General features: G+C 37.2%; 12 protein-coding genes. 7 read left to right on the top strand and 5 right to left on the bottom strand.

Annotated features, from left to right (window positions below):
* Nucleotides 1–213 carry a hypothetical protein gene (locus tag AC27IF_RS11965; RefSeq protein WP_487054561.1) on the bottom strand — a complete coding sequence of 71 codons (213 nt, stop codon included), beginning with the start codon at nt 211–213 and terminating at the stop codon, nt 1–3.
* A gap of 142 nt (nt 214–355) precedes the next feature.
* Here AC27IF_RS11965 and AC27IF_RS11960 point away from each other — a divergent pair, with 142 nt between their 5' ends.
* The gene (locus tag AC27IF_RS11960) at nt 356–655 is read left to right on the top strand and encodes a PilZ domain-containing protein (RefSeq protein WP_487054560.1); all 300 of its coding nucleotides are present in this window, start codon (nt 356–358) and stop codon (nt 653–655) included.
* 103 nt (nt 656–758) lie between these two features.
* Here the strand turns inward: AC27IF_RS11960 and pyk are convergent, their stop codons facing one another.
* Together pyk and AC27IF_RS11950 are read right to left on the bottom strand one after the other, a co-directional pair.
* Nucleotides 759–2210 (bottom strand): pyruvate kinase, encoded by a 1452-nt coding sequence (gene pyk / locus AC27IF_RS11955; RefSeq protein ID WP_487054559.1) that lies wholly within the window; start codon nt 2208–2210, stop codon nt 759–761.
* 106 nt (nt 2211–2316) lie between these two features.
* Nucleotides 2317–3165 (bottom strand): MurR/RpiR family transcriptional regulator, encoded by an 849-nt coding sequence (locus tag AC27IF_RS11950; RefSeq protein WP_487054558.1) that lies wholly within the window; start codon nt 3163–3165, stop codon nt 2317–2319.
* 516 nt (nt 3166–3681) lie between these two features.
* Here AC27IF_RS11950 and zwf point away from each other — a divergent pair.
* The 4 genes from zwf to AC27IF_RS11930 all read left to right on the top strand — a co-directional run bounded on the left by zwf (nt 3682) and on the right by AC27IF_RS11930 (nt 8494).
* Nucleotides 3682–5151 carry a glucose-6-phosphate dehydrogenase gene (zwf, locus tag AC27IF_RS11945; RefSeq protein WP_487054557.1) on the top strand — a complete coding sequence of 490 codons (1470 nt, stop codon included), beginning with the start codon at nt 3682–3684 and terminating at the stop codon, nt 5149–5151.
* Nucleotides 5152–5153: 2 nt separating this feature from the next.
* Nucleotides 5154–5849 (top strand): 6-phosphogluconolactonase, encoded by a 696-nt coding sequence (gene pgl / locus AC27IF_RS11940; RefSeq protein WP_487054556.1) that lies wholly within the window; start codon nt 5154–5156, stop codon nt 5847–5849.
* 103 nt (nt 5850–5952) lie between these two features.
* Nucleotides 5953–7767, top strand: coding sequence for a phosphogluconate dehydratase (gene edd / locus AC27IF_RS11935; RefSeq protein ID WP_487054612.1), 1815 nt, complete (start codon nt 5953–5955; stop codon nt 7765–7767).
* Nucleotides 7768–7846: 79 nt separating this feature from the next.
* Nucleotides 7847–8494: a bifunctional 4-hydroxy-2-oxoglutarate aldolase/2-dehydro-3-deoxy-phosphogluconate aldolase gene (locus tag AC27IF_RS11930; protein ID WP_487054555.1), complete on the top strand. Its 648-nt coding sequence runs from the start codon at nt 7847–7849 to the stop codon at nt 8492–8494.
* Nucleotides 8495–8563: 69 nt separating this feature from the next.
* On the opposite strand, the gene AC27IF_RS11925 is transcribed toward AC27IF_RS11930, so the two are convergent.
* Both AC27IF_RS11925 and rne read right to left on the bottom strand, forming a co-directional pair.
* Nucleotides 8564–9358, bottom strand: a complete 795-nt coding sequence (locus AC27IF_RS11925) for an ABC transporter permease (RefSeq protein ID WP_487054554.1) — start codon at nt 9356–9358, stop codon at nt 8564–8566.
* Nucleotides 9359–9469: 111 nt separating this feature from the next.
* Nucleotides 9470–12505, bottom strand: coding sequence for a ribonuclease E (gene rne / locus AC27IF_RS11920; RefSeq protein WP_487054553.1), 3036 nt, complete (start codon nt 12503–12505; stop codon nt 9470–9472).
* Nucleotides 12506–13258: 753 nt separating this feature from the next.
* Here rne and rluC point away from each other — a divergent pair.
* Together rluC and AC27IF_RS11910 are read left to right on the top strand one after the other, a co-directional pair.
* The gene (rluC, locus tag AC27IF_RS11915) at nt 13259–14269 is read left to right on the top strand and encodes a 23S rRNA pseudouridine(955/2504/2580) synthase RluC (RefSeq protein ID WP_487054552.1); all 1011 of its coding nucleotides are present in this window, start codon (nt 13259–13261) and stop codon (nt 14267–14269) included.
* Between the two features lie 3 nt (nt 14270–14272).
* Nucleotides 14273–14920, top strand: coding sequence for an HAD-IA family hydrolase (locus AC27IF_RS11910; protein WP_487054551.1), 648 nt, complete (start codon nt 14273–14275; stop codon nt 14918–14920).
* The last annotated feature ends 366 nt before the right edge of the window (nt 14921–15286 follow it).

Below are 15286 nucleotides of genomic sequence, written 5' to 3'. Positions count from 1 at the left end.
TTATTGACACAAGTGTCTAAGCTCAGTATAAAGGCTTATACTAAATAGCTTAGGGGCTGTTGAACTTTCGAGATTGTTTTTGCAGCGAATTGTTGGGTACTTATACAAGGCAGAGTCTTTGTCATGTGGTTGTTCCACATAAAATGGCGATAACGCCGTAAAAATACCCAACAAACGCTGTCCGAAGGATTCGGTTAAAAGCGTTTTACTCATTGTTGAGTAGTATTTGCTTAGAATGACTAGGCTAAAAACTACTCATCGCGATTAAAACGCTTTTATCTCGAACAAAATTTAACCGAGAAAGAACAACAGTCCCTAGTGTTTTAAATTCAATTTGTATTACATTGGAGTAGGGATGATAAATTTTGATGATAAACGCGATTTTTATCGCATGATGTTGAACAGCGAAGTTATCATAACGGTAATTGATGATGAAGCTAATAGCCAATTGACGGCTACTTGTCGAGATTTAAGTGCTACTGGTTTGGCAATAGAGATGGAGCATCCTCTTGAGCTAACGACACATGTGAAAATTAAATTGGACTCAGCGTCTAATCAGGTACAGTCATTAGATATGCGCGGCAAAGTTGTGCGAATAGATGAAGAGTGTGAAGGTTGTTACCTTATTGGTATTTCAATCGAAGAATTAGATTGATAAGTAAGAAATGTTAAAACAGAACAATGTACTAAATTAGTTAAATTAATGAGTACCTAATAATTCTTAGGCACTCATTATACTCTTTAGTGAAACTAATTACTTACGCTAAATGCTTTTTAGCAACTGTAAGTACTTTTAAAGTATTAGAAGCACCAATCGTTTCCATTAAATCACCGTGAGTTAAAATAACTTTATCACCAGCAGCAAGATCAGAATTACTACAAATAGCTGATAAAATATCATCACTTAACTCTTCAACTTTACTGTCAGTAGAATCAAACTCAATTGGGTAAACACCACGGTAAATCGCAGTCTTATTCAATGTTTTGGTATGACGAGATAAAGAGAAAATTGGTAAACCTGAAGTGATACGAGACATTAACTTACTCGTTTGACCAGACTCAGTTAATGAAACAATCGCTTTAACACCGTCAAGGTGGTTGGCAGCATACATAGCTGAAAGGGCAATAGTTTCAGAAATCTCAGTAAAAGTTAAATCCATTCTGTGGCTAGAAATATTAACTGAGCGATGTTTTTCAGCACCTACACAAACATTTGCCATGGCAGTAACCGTTTCAACAGGGTACTTACCAGCAGCAGTTTCAGCACTTAGCATTACAGCATCAGTACCATCAAGAACGGCGTTTGAAACATCCATTACTTCAGCACGTGTTGGCATTGGTTGCTCTATCATGGTTTCCATCATTTGAGTTGCTGTAATAACAACACGGTTTAAACGACGAGATCGAGCAATAATGTGTTTTTGTTTACCAACTAATTCTGCATCACCAATTTCTACACCTAAATCACCACGTGCGACCATAACTACATCAGACGCTAGAATGATGCCATCAAGTACTTTGTCATCATTAACAGCTTCAGCACGTTCAATTTTAGACACTAAACGCGCATCACAACCAGCTTCTTGAGCAAGTAAACGAGCTTCGCGCATATCGGCAGCATCACGAGGGAAAGATACGGCTAAGAAATCAACATTAATTTCTGCAGCTAGTTTAATATCTTCTTTATCTTTTGCAGTAAGAGCAGGGGCAGTTAAACCACCACCTTGACGGTTAATACCTTTATTATTTGATAAAGGTCCGCCAACAGTTACTTCGGTGAAAACTGACGTTTCAGACTTAGAAAGTACTTTTAATTGAACGCGGCCATCGTCAAGTAATAAAATATCACCCGTTGTTACATCTTGAACTAAACGTTTATAATCGATACCTACTTTTTCTTGGCAGCCTTCGCCTTTGCCAAGCGTTGCATCTAGCTCAAACTTATCACCGATTGCTAATCTAATAGGACCGTCTTTAAATGTTGATACACGGATTTTAGGACCTTGTAAGTCACCTAAGATACCTACATATACACCTAATTCTTTTGCTGCTTCTCGTACGTTATTTGCTCGTTCGATATGATCTTGTGGTACACCGTGAGAAAAGTTCAATCGTACTACGTTGACACCAGCAGCAAGTACTGCTTTTAATTTAGCTTTATCATCTGTTGCAGGACCTAAGGTAGCAACTATCTTCGTTCTTCTAGGCATTTTAATCCTTATAACTTCTTTTAATTAACATATATTATATTTATGGCTTATTTACTTTTACGCTTTATATCAAAACGTAGATTCAGCAATAAGCCGTTAAATATTCTTACTCTTTACGATCGAAGCGTGAGCTTCTTAAACTATCTTTTACTTTTTTCAAATTATCTCTAAATTTACTACCTCGGCGTAAAGTAAACCCTGTTGCTAAAACATCAATCAAGGCTAATTGAGCAATGCGGGATGACATAGGCATGTAAAGGTCGGTATCTTCACTAACGTCTACAGAAAGTACTATGCTGCATTCTTTTGCTAGTGGTGTACCTGTGGTAGTAATACCTATAACAGTGGCATCATTTTCTTTTGCTAAGCTTGCTACTTCAACAAGTGATTTGGTTCGTCCAGTATGTGAAATAACAATTACTACATCGCCTTGGCGACTATTTATAGCACTCATACGTTGCATTAATATGTCATCAAAATAAACAACAGGTACATTGAAGCGGAAAAATTTATTTTGAGCATCGTGAGCTACGATAGCCGAAGCCCCTAAACCAAAAAATGAGATTTTATTAGCTTGAGTTAACACATCAACAGAGCGGTTGATCAAGGACGGGTCTAAACTTTTACGAGCAAGTTCAAGACTTGCCATTGTTGATTCAAATATTTTAGCGGTATATTCATCAGCGCTATCATTCTCATCAACGTGACGGTTCACATAAGGTGTTCCATTAGCCAGGCTTTGCGCTAAGTGTAATTTAAAATCAGGGTAACCTTTAGTATCTAAACGACGGCAAAAACGATTGACAGTGGGCTCACTGATATTCGCTTGCTTGGCAAGTGCAGCTATACTTGAATGGATAACTGTACTAGGTGATGACAGGATAACTTCAGCAACTTTACGTTCAGATTTACTTAAAGTGTCTAGTTCATTGGCGATCTTTTCTAATATATTCATTATGTTGTGATCCTAGATCTGCTTTTATGCCCAAATATTTCGGCATTTGTTAAGTAATAATTTCTAGCTTTTAGCAATGAAGCTTCTAAGCTGATTACCTATACTGTAATTTATTTTCTGCTTGAGTAACAGAAATTATGAAATTTTATTTCATAATTTTAACTAATATAATGCAAAAAGCATGAATTTTGCAAATGTTTAATAAATAAACGCAGTTTAATTTCTTATACTATATTTAGAAATGAAAAAAATATACGTATTGAGCTTTCGTAAACTCGAGGAAATCTCGCTATTTTAACTTCATTTAGTTAAATAAAAAAAATAATGTAGTAAAATTACAAAAAGTTCTTTACTGATGAAGATTCAAGCGCTAAATTAGGGAATATGTAGTTTAGTTACAGTCTTGTTGCTTAGCACAATGTTATATATGCAACTGTAATTTTAACAAATTTGTCGAGCAAAATAGTTATCATCTTTATGATAAACAAATGCTTAGCCATAAGGTCAGAGAGTAATATGAATAAAATAGATCGTCAGACAGCAAGTGAAATTGTCATTTTTGGTGCCTTAGGTGATTTGTCACGCCGCAAGTTATTGCCTGCTTTATATCAATTAGAAGTATGTGACTTAATCAATCCAGAGAGCCGAATTGTCGGTGTTGCTCGCCAAGATGAGTCGTTAGACGAATTTAAAACTAAAGTCGTTGAAAGCTTAAATAGCTTTGTAAAAGAAGAGCTAGACCAAGAGGTTGTATCTCGATTAACAGCGCGTTTGGTTTATCAACAGCTTGATATGATTGACGCTGATGCTTATACAAATTTAGCCTCAACATTAGCCAGTGGCAATGAAACACGAGTATATTATTTTTCAACGCCTCCAGCTATTTATGGCGATATTTGTGACGGCTTAAATCATGCAAATTTAATCACCGACATTGACCGTGTTGTCATGGAAAAGCCAATCGGTCATTGTTTAGAATCATCGAAAGTGATTAATGACCAAGTAGCGCGCTTCTTTAAAGAAAACCAGATTTATCGTATTGACCACTACTTAGGTAAAGAAACAGTACTTAATTTATTGGTACTTCGTTTTGCTAACTCATTATTTACCAATAACTGGGATAGAAATAGTGTTGATCATGTACAAATTACAGTAGCAGAAAGTGTTGGTATAGAAGGACGCTGGGGCTTTTATGATGAAGCAGGCCAAATGCGTGACATGATTCAAAACCATCTTTTACAAATTTTGTCTTTACTTGCTATGGAGCCACCTGCTGATTTAAGTGCAGAAAGTGTTCGTGCAGAAAAGTTAAAAGCAGTAAAAGCGCTTACTCCAATTGATCGTAGTAATGTTAAAGATAAAACTGTACGTGGACAGTACACGGATGGCTTCTTAAATGGTGTTGCAGTACCTGGTTATCTTAATGAAGAGGGTGCAAATACCAACAGTAGAACAGAAACTTTTGTGGCAATAAAAGCTGAAATTGATAACTGGCGTTGGTCAGGTGTTCCTTTTTACCTACGTACTGGTAAACGTATGCCAGCTAAGCACAGTGAAATTGTTGTACACTTTAAAGAACAGCCACACAATATTTTTAAAGACAGTTACAGTGATTTACCTTCAAATAAATTAACCATTCGTTTACAGCCTGACGAAGGCGTAGAGCTGCAAATGATGAATAAAATTCCTGGTATTGCCTCACAGATGCACATCCAAGAAAATAAATTAGATTTAAGCTTTTCTGAAACTTATCAAGATGAACGTGTTATCGATGCTTATGAGCGATTAATGCTTGAAGTACTTAATGGTAACCAATCACTGTTTGTTAGTCGTGATGAAGTAGAAGCTGCTTGGACATGGGCTGATAGTATTATTGATGCTTGGCAGTCAACAAACGAAGCGCCAAAACCATACGCAGCAGGCTCTTGGGGGCCAGTTTCATCTATTTCATTAATCGCGCGTGATGATCGCCAGTGGGTTGAATAATTATGTACCATTTAAATGACTTTAATGAACGTGACGAACTTGATGAAGCCTTAGCTGAACAAGTAAGTGCCATATTAACTTCAGCAATCGCTTTAAAAGGTAAAGCAAGTATTGCTGTGTCAGGTGGCTCTACACCGAAAGGTTTTTTTAAAGCGTTATCCGAAAAAGATTTAGATTGGAAAAAAATAACGGTAACTTTAGCTGATGAACGCTGGGTAGATATTAATAGCAGTGATAGTAATACTCGCTTAGTCCATGAAAATTTATTACAAAATAAAGCCTCAAATGCAAAATTTTTTCACTTGAAACAAGGTGAAAACTTGTGTGATGAAACGTTAAATGATCTTAATTTAGCGGCAAACAATAGTTTATTACCATTAGATGTGTTGATTTTAGGCATGGGAGAGGATGGTCATACTGCTTCATTATTCCCTTGTAGTGAACAAATTAAGTTTGGCTTAGATGAAACTAATCCTAATGCGTTAATGAAAGTGCAACCAACTACCGCACCTCACCAACGTATCACTTTTAGCTTTGCAGCTTTAAGTCAAAGTAAAAACACCTTTTTACATATTTGTGGTGAAAGTAAGAAGCAAGTATTGGACAAAGCTCTTGCTGATACGGATGCATTTGAAATGCCTATAAGAGCATTTTTACAAAATGAAAAAATTAAAACTGAAATTTACTGGGCACAATAAAAGCTTAACCATAAAAATAATAAGTGTTCGATAGTAAATATGTTAATAAAGCTATTATTAAAATAGCCACAACCCATCAAGAAGCAGAAAAATGACAGTTAAAATGAAAAAAGAAATAGTAGACATTACTGAGCGTATTATCGCTCGAAGTGTTGATACTAGAGCAAAGTACTTAGCCAAGGTTGATGCAGCTAAATCAACCACAGTTCACCGTGCTAGTTTATCTTGTGGGAATTTAGCACATGGCTTTGCCGCTTGTGGTAAAGAAGATAAACAAGCAATAAAAGGTTTAAATCATTCAGATATTGCTATTACTTCAGCCTACAATGATATGTTAAGTGCTCATCAGCCTTATCAAACATACCCTGACATTCTTAAGGAAGCCGTTAAAGAAACAGGCGGTGTCGCACAATTTGCTGGTGGTGTACCAGCAATGTGTGATGGTGTTACACAAGGTCAACCAGGCATGGATTTAAGCCTAATGAGTCGTGATGTCATTGCCATGGCAACAGCTGTTGGCTTATCGCATAATATGTTTGATGGCTCTTTAGTATTAGGTATTTGCGATAAAATCGTTCCTGGTCTACTAATAGCAAGTATGACTTTTGGTCATTTACCAACAGTTTTTGTTCCTGCGGGTCCTATGCCTTCTGGTATTCCAAATAAAGAGAAAGCGCGTGTTCGTCAACAATACGCGAAAGGTGAGGTTGATGAGGCGGCATTATTAGAAGCAGAGTCTTCATCTTACCATACCGCAGGTACTTGTACTTTCTTTGGTACCGCGAACTCAAACCAATTAGTGGTTGAAGTGATGGGGTTACATTTACCGGGTGCTTCTTTCATTCCACCGAATACTCCATTACGAGAAGAACTAACCAAAGCAGCAGCTCGTCAAGTAACTCGTTTAACACAACAATCTGGCAACTTTATGCCAATTGGTGAAATGGTCGATGAACGCTCAGTTGTTAATGCAATCGTTGCATTATTAGCCACAGGTGGCTCAACTAACTTAATCATGCACATTATTGCTTTTGCTCGTGCTGCAGGAATTATAGTTGATTTTAATGATTTTAATGACTTATCTCATGTGGTTCCTTTAATTACCAGAATTTACCCTAATGGCCATGCTGACATTAACCACTTCCAGCAAGCTGGTGGTATGGCATTATTATTTAAAGAATTAATTAACGCTGGTTTATTACATGAAGATGTTGAAACTATTTGTGGTCGTGGTTTAACACGATATACCCAAACGCCGGTATTAGAAAATGGCCAGCTTAAGTGGGTTGATGGTGTTAGTGAGTCTGGTGACAAAGAAGTAATAGCAACAGTTGCTAATCCATTCAAAACAGATGGCGGTTTAAAAACACTTGAAGGTAATTTAGGTACCTCAGTGATAAAAACTTCATCACTGCCTGAATGTACGACTACTGTAAAAGCACCTGCCGTAGTGTTTGAAGACCAGCATGATTTACAAGCGGCTTTTGACGCCGGTGAATTAGATAAAGACTTTGTTGCTGTTGTTCGCTTCCAAGGTCCTAAAGCACGTGGTATGCCTGAATTACATAAATTAACTCCACCACTTGGTGTTTTGCAAGATAAAGGCTTTAAAGTGGCATTAGTAACTGACGGTCGTATGTCGGGAGCTTCAGGTAAAGTACCCGCTGCTATTCATTTATGTCCAGAAGCATTAGACGGTGGCTTGATCGCTAAAGTTAAAACAGGTGACATGATTAATTTAGACGGCGAAACAGGTGAGTTAACTTTACTCGTTGATGAAAAAGAATTGTCAGCTCGTGAAAACGCTCAATTCCAAGTTAACGGTCATCATCAAGGTATGGGACGTGAATTATTTGGTTTTATGCGCCGTAATTTAAGCTCAGCAGAAACCGGTGCTTGTTCGTTATTTGATGAATAACTAATTCGATATCAGACAATTTAAACTTAATAAACATTAAGCATCGAATTGATTCGATGCCAAGTAAAACAGAGGATTTATGACAGTATTAAAAAATTGGCAAATGATGCCAAAGGATCTTTTCAATCAAGGACCTATTGTACCAGTATTAGTAATCAACAAAGTGGAAGATGCCTTGCCAATTGCTGAAGCTCTACTTGCCGCAGATGTTCGAGTGTTAGAAGTAACTTTACGTACGCCTGCTGCATTAGACGTAATTAGTGCTATCGCGAAAGAGTTACCAGAAGCTATTATAGGATCTGGTACCGTGACTAACCGTCAGCAATTACAACAGTCATATGATGCCGGTGCTAAGTTTGCTATAAGCCCTGGTTTAACAAAAGATTTACTCCAAGCGGGTAATGAAAGTGAGATTGCTTTAATCCCTGGTATTTCTTCAATCTCTGAATTAATGGATGCTTGTGATTATGGTTATGATCACCTTAAATTCTTTCCTGCAGAAGCTTCTGGTGGTGTGAATGCCATTAAATCTATTGGCGGCCCATTTCCTGATATTAAGTTTTGCCCAACAGGTGGTATTAATATCAATAATGTACGTGATTACCTAGCACTTCCTAATGTTGCTTGTTGTGGTGGCTCTTGGTTAGTATCAAGTAAAATTGTTGATAACAAAGATTGGGGACAAATAACTCAATTAGCGAATGAAGCATTAGCTCACGTTAAATAATCGACACTTGTTCGAGTAATTAATTTATATAAGTTAATTACAGTTATATAAATAAAAACCAGCATGTTTTCAATAATGTGCTGGTTTTTTTATTTTCACTAAGCCGGCATTATTTATTGAAAAGTGCACCGTAAGCTTTAAACATGCAGCAATAGAAATGTTCATCATAGTAAAGATAGCAATCATGATCATGATTTGATATTTAATCGCTATCACAGGGTCAGCACCTGCAAGAATTTGACCTGTCATCATTCCTGGTAAGGTAACCAAGCCTGTTGTTGCCATAGTCGCTAATATTGGTGCCAAGGCTGTTTGTAGAGAATCTTGAATAAAACCTTCACTGGCTTGCTTTGGAGTTGCTCCTAACGCTAATGCTCCTTCATATTCAGCAATCCTCTCGTCAAAGGCACTAGAGAGCCTTTGCAGTGCTATTATGTTACCACTTAAACTATTACCTAATAGCATCCCTGCAATAGGAATTAAATATTGCGCCGACAGTGTTGGAGTCGGCTGTAACATAAAATAGAGAATTAACATCAATATGGGAATTAGACCAATAAACAAACCTATAACTATAGGAATGAAGACATTGCTCTTATTAACTTTACTACTGGATAATATCGCACTTGTGCCAATTAAAACCATAATAACTAGCCAGATGATATTTAGCCATTGGTTATCGAGGATAAAAATATATTTTAAGTAGAGGCCAACTAGCATTAACTGAATAGACATGCGAAGAGTAGCGTAGGCTATATCAGAGTTAATGGTAAGTTTTAGCTTATGATTTATGGCAAAGGGTATAAATAAGAGCAAGCTGAAACTTGCTAACTGCCACCAACTGATATCGATGAATGCTTGCACGTTCTACCTGAGTGGTGAAGATTAGATAGTATTTATTCTCCCTTACCAGAAATAAAAAAGCCAGTGGTTATTGCTAACGACTGGCTTAGATTTTTGTAGGCGATTAAACCATTATACTGGCTTAGTTGCTTCAGCTGAACTACGACTTACTACATCAGACGTTACAGCAGTACGTCCTGATACCTGATGCACGAAACGATCTTCACTGGCCATATAGCTAGTTGGGATTTCATTAATCGTGGTAATAGTTTCAGTTTTAGTCATAGGTGAAGTTGCTCGACCTGATAATCGGTTCGCTTTTTTAACTTGTCTTGCTAACTTCTTATCTTTTGGAGCCGATTTAGCTTTAGCTGTTGTCGCTTTTTTAACTTTTTTCACTGGCGCTTCAACCGAAGCTTCTTCTTTAGCTTCAACCGGAGTTTCTACTTTAGCTTCAACTGGAGCTTCTACTTTAGCTTCAACTGGCGTTTCTACTTTAGCTTCAACTGGTGTTTCTACTTTAGCTTCAACTGGCGTTTCTACTTTAGCTTCAACCGGAGCTTCTTCTTTAGCTTCAACTGGAGTTTCTACTTTAGCTTCAACCGGAGTTTCTGCTTTAGCTTCAACCGGAGTTTCTACTTTAGCTTCAACTGGCGTTTCTACTTTAGTTTCAACTGGAGCTTCTTCTTTAGTTTCAACTGGAGCTTCTTCTTTAGCTTCAACCGGAGTTTCTACCTTAGTTTCAACTGGAGCTTCTACTTTAGCTTCAACTTGAGTTTCAACATCTACAAAAGGTAAGTCTTGCTGAATTTCATTTGAAACAGCTTCAGGATAACGAGCTTCAATTGCTTCGTTAGCTACCTCAGCAGAGTTTTCATTACCTTGTTCAACATTCTTCTCACGACGTTTACGCTGTCCGTTAGAACGTAAGTGTCTAGGGGAACGACGGCTTCTTGGACGTTCTTCACGCTTTTCTGACTCCGTATTCACTACGTCTGCTTTGTTTTCTGATTGAGCAGCAGTTTGTACGTCTACCTTTTTAGGTGCAACGGCTTCATTAGCAGCGGTTTGAACTTGGCTATTTTCTTGTTCAGTCGTTGCATCTTTCGCCTTATTAACGCGTACTTTTTTACGGTTTGATCTACGTTGACGACGTTCAGCTACTACTTCATCTTTAACCTGTTTATTTTTATCATGCTCAGGTTTACGATTAGGCTTTTTAGTCCTGTTTTGTGACTTATTACCTTCTTCACGCTCATCTTTATTACGTGTGTTTCTATCTTTCTCGTTAGATTTAGCATTGCGGTTATCGTTACGTTCATCATGGCGTTTACCACCACGATTATTGCGAGTATTACCACGGCGTTGCCCTTGACGTCCACGTTGTTGACCACGGTTGTCTTGACGTTTAGGTTTACTCTCTGTAGTTTTTTCTTCAGTTTTCACTTCTTCTGAAACGAAAAGGCTTTTCAGCCAAGCAAAGAAACCTGTTGGTTTAGCTGCTAATTTACTAGGAGTAGCAACCGCGCTCGGAGCAGTTGTTGATTCTGCTACCTTAGGTGCGACCATTCCTTGACCCATAGCTTGGATCATTGGTTCATCACGCTTAGCAACTTCTTTATCAAACTTAGGCATTTTAGCTTCTTCTAACTCTGCCTGTTTTATAGAAATTTCATAGCTTGCATTAGCTACTGTTTCATCTTTCTTCACACGTAATACTTCGTATTGAGGTGTGTCCATGTGAGGGTTAGGGATGATCAGTACACGTACACCATGATGCTTTTCAATATGCATAACAGAGCGACGTTTTTCATTTAGCAAGTAGGTTGCAACAGGAACAGGTACTTGTGCTTGAACATGTTGAGTATTTTCTTTAATGGCTTCTTCTTCCATTAAACGAAGTACTGAAAGTGCTAGAGATTCAACACCTCGTACTTGTCCAGTACCACTACAACGAGGACAAACCCCTTGGCTAGTTTCGCCAATAGAAGGGCGTAGTCGTTGTCGAGACATTTCTAATAAGCCAAAGCGAGAAATACGCCCTAATTGAATGCGTGCTCTGTCTTGTCTGACTGAATCGCGCATACGATTTTCAACTTCGCGTTGATGACGAACAGGTGTCATATCGATAAAATCAATAACAACTAGACCACCTAAATCACGTAAACGTAATTGACGCGCAATTTCTTCAGCAGCTTCAAGGTTAGTATTAAAGGCTGTTTCTTCAATATCACTACCTTTAGTTGCACGGGCAGAGTTAATATCAATAGAAGTCATTGCTTCTGTCGGGTCAATAACGATTGAACCACCAGAAGGTAGGCGTACTTCACGCTGAAATGCTGTTTCAATTTGGGTTTCAATTTGATAGTGAGTAAATAAAGGTACGTCACTATTATATAATTTGATTTTATTTAAGAAGTCAGGGCGAACTATTTCGATGTGCTTCTTAACACTTTCAAATGTCTTAGGGCGATCGATAAGCACTTCGCCTATATCGCGTCGTAAATAATCACGAATAGCACGTAGGATCAGATTAGTTTCTTGATGAATTAAAAAAGGAGCAGGGCGAGTTTCTGCTACATCACTAATAGCTTTCCAGTGATGTAATAAAACACTTAAATCCCATTCTAATTCTTCATAGGCCTTGCCTACACCTGCGGTGCGAACAATTAATCCCATACCTTTTGGCAGGTCAAGTTTACTCAAAGATGCTTTAAGCTCTGTACGTTCATCACCTTCGATTCTACGTGATATACCACCAGCACGAGGGTTATTAGGCATTAAAACTAAATAGCTTCCGGCTAAGCTGATAAAAGTCGTTAACGCAGCACCTTTTTGGCCACGTTCTTCTTTATCTATTTGAACGATAACCTCTTGGCCTTCACGTAATACTTCTTTAATATTTGGGCGGCCTTTAAAAGTATAACCATTAGGGAAATACTCTCGGGCAATTTCTTTCATCGGTAGGAAACCATGGCGATCTGCACCATAGTCAACAAAAGCAGCCTCTAAAGAAGGCTCAATTCGTGTGATTTTTGCTTTATAAATATTTGATTTTTTTTGTTCATGGCCAGGACTTTCAATATCTAAATCGTAAAGTTTTTGTCCATCAACAAGAGCTACGCGCAATTCTTCCGATTGGGTAGCGTTTATTAACATACGTTTCATAGTTTGTGTGACTCATTTTTAGTCACAACACACCTATGTTAAGTACACAAAGTAGTGCAATCTATGGTGTTTTAACAGCAAGTTGTCAGCCTCACGGTTGTCAATGTTAGCGTGTCATTTAACCACGCTAAGCTGTTATAAATTCTGATTGTTATTAATTAACCATGAAATTGTTCTCAAACAAAACTCATGATGTAAATGTTTCTTTATGTGCTCAGCAAGTGTGCTGTGCTACTTATTTTGCTTGTATTTACAACTATTTATACCTAGCGACTTTTTACGCTTTATTTTAGTGGTTTATTAAGTTGTATGTTGAAAACTGATACAGCAAAGTAAGTTAATTTAATAAAATTGCTTTATGGAGCTGGGCTACTATTAATTGTCAATTAATAAAACTGTTTATGTTTTTTCTAACAAGTTACACGCGTTAGTTATTACAACAGGTCGTTCTACTAGTAAGTCAAGTGCCAACAATTGGAGTTGCTATACTAATGTGACCGCAGTTTGCCTCTTACGTTTCTCTTTAAAGCTTCTAAAGTTAATGCTTAATTACTTATGAAAAGGACTACTTTTTGCTTAGCAAAATTGTTAGTAATATCCTAAATAAGCAGTATTTATTATGCATTAGCTTTTTATTATCACTTATTAAACTTGGATAAGCCAATAAAAAACAACTTAAATGACAAAAAGCGATAAAAAAAGTGTGTTAAACTGCGCGAATTGCGAAATTCGACAGGAAATAAGCGGCAAGTCATGTCAAAAAACTCAGTGAATCAACAAAAACCTGTTCAAAGTAAACCTATAAATATCGAAGAAGATAAACCCAAAGTTCGTTTTATTACTATAGATAGTGAAGATGCAGGCCAGCGAATAGATAACTTTTTACTTAGAACCTTAAAAGGTGTACCTAAAAGTCATTTATATCGTTTAATGCGTAAAGGTGAAATAAGAGTTAATAAAAAGCGAATAAAGCCTGTTTATAAGTTAGCTCTTGATGATGTGTTGCGTATTGCGCCTATCCGTGTTTCGGAAAAAACGGATAATGTTTCCACAGGGTTAAATATTGTTGCTAATTTAGAAAAACAAATACTCTTTGAAGATGATAGATTAATTGTCATCAATAAGCCCTCAGGTATGGCAGTTCATGGTGGTAGCGGTTTAAGCTTTGGGTTAATTGAAGCACTTAGGGCCTTACGCCCTGATGCTAGAATGTTAGAGCTTGTTCATCGTTTAGACAGAGATACTTCTGGCTGTTTAGTGGTTGCTAAAAAGCGTTCAGCCTTGAGAAACTTACATGAGCAATTACGCAATAAAAAAGTACAAAAATTTTATCATGCATTAGTTAAAGGTCATTGGCCAAACAAATTGACCCGAGTTACTGAAGGGTTAAAGAAAAACGATCTTAAATCTGGTGAGCGAGTTGTTGTTGTCGATAATATTAACGGTAAAGAATCCGAAACACGTTATCGTGTTTTAGAGCGTTATCGGGGAGCCACTTTAGTACGTGCTTTTCCTGTTACTGGAAGAACGCACCAGATTCGTGTGCATTGTCAAGTTAGTGGCCATTCTATTGCTATGGATGCTAAATACGGCCATGAAGATTTTGATAATGATATGAAAAATAAGGGCTTGAAACGTTTATTTTTACATGCTGCTAGTATTGAATTTACTCACCCTAAAACCGAAGAACGCTTAAAAGTGGAAGCACCATTAGAGCCAAGTCTAGAAAAACTCTTGAGTAAATTAGTGAAAGAGAAGCTATAAAATATGAAGCAGTATAAGTTAGTCATTTTTGACTGGGATGGTACGTTAATGGACTCTGTAGATCGTATTGTCGTATCAATGCAGTCTGCGGCAAAAATTGTTGGCTTAGTCAGCCCATCTTCTCATGAAGTAAAGCAAATTATTGGTTTAAGCATTCCTGAAGCTCTCACTACTTTGTTTAGTGGTATTAGTGAAGAAAAAATTGAAACAATGCGCTTGCAATATAAGTATGAATATATTGAGGGAAGTAATACTCCAACACCTTTGTTTGAAAATGCGACCACATTATTATCAGTATTAAAAGATAGTGGTAAGCTTTTGGCTGTCGCCACAGGAAAGGGCAGAGAAGGTTTAGATAGGGTACTAGATATTAGTGATACTACTCATTTTTTTCAGGCGACACGTTGTGCTGGGGAAATGCCATCAAAACCAAACCCTGAAATGCTTACTAGCATATTGGCTGAATTAGAAGTGCCTGCGCATGAAGCTATTATGATTGGTGATACCAGTCATGATTTGAAAATGGCTCAAAATGCAGGTGTAGATAGTATTGCCGTTACTTATGGGGTACATGACAGGCAAGTACTTGAGCAATATAATCCTAAGGCCGTAGTTAATTCGCTAACAGAATTACAACAACTATTATTATAGAGTTGATTAATGAGAAGCTTTATTTTGATAAAAGGAAAGACGTAAATCAATAAACAGGCGTTCGTACCTTTAAACCTATTTTAAAGAAATGATGTTAATGTGGCTTTGACACGTTAAATAACGATAAGCGCCTGTACTCGATGTATTTCAAGTCTTACATGCACGTTTATCAATAGTTAAGCGTTATGAGAGGAGATGCCATGGGGAAACTATCATGGAATTCACTAACCTTGAAAAAGTACTCAATATTTAGTGTCATCAGCAAAAACTTCTACTTTACTAGAAGGATATTACTGTTGCGGAAAAACAGCTTTTGATTAGTCATCAGTATTTCTATTGTTAATAATACTAAGGCATTTAATTTAA

This window comes from Colwellia sp. KS18-150, from assembly GCF_057551365.1.
Note: the sequence above shows the minus strand (reverse complement) of the source record. Positions and strands in the feature narration are given on the sequence as shown.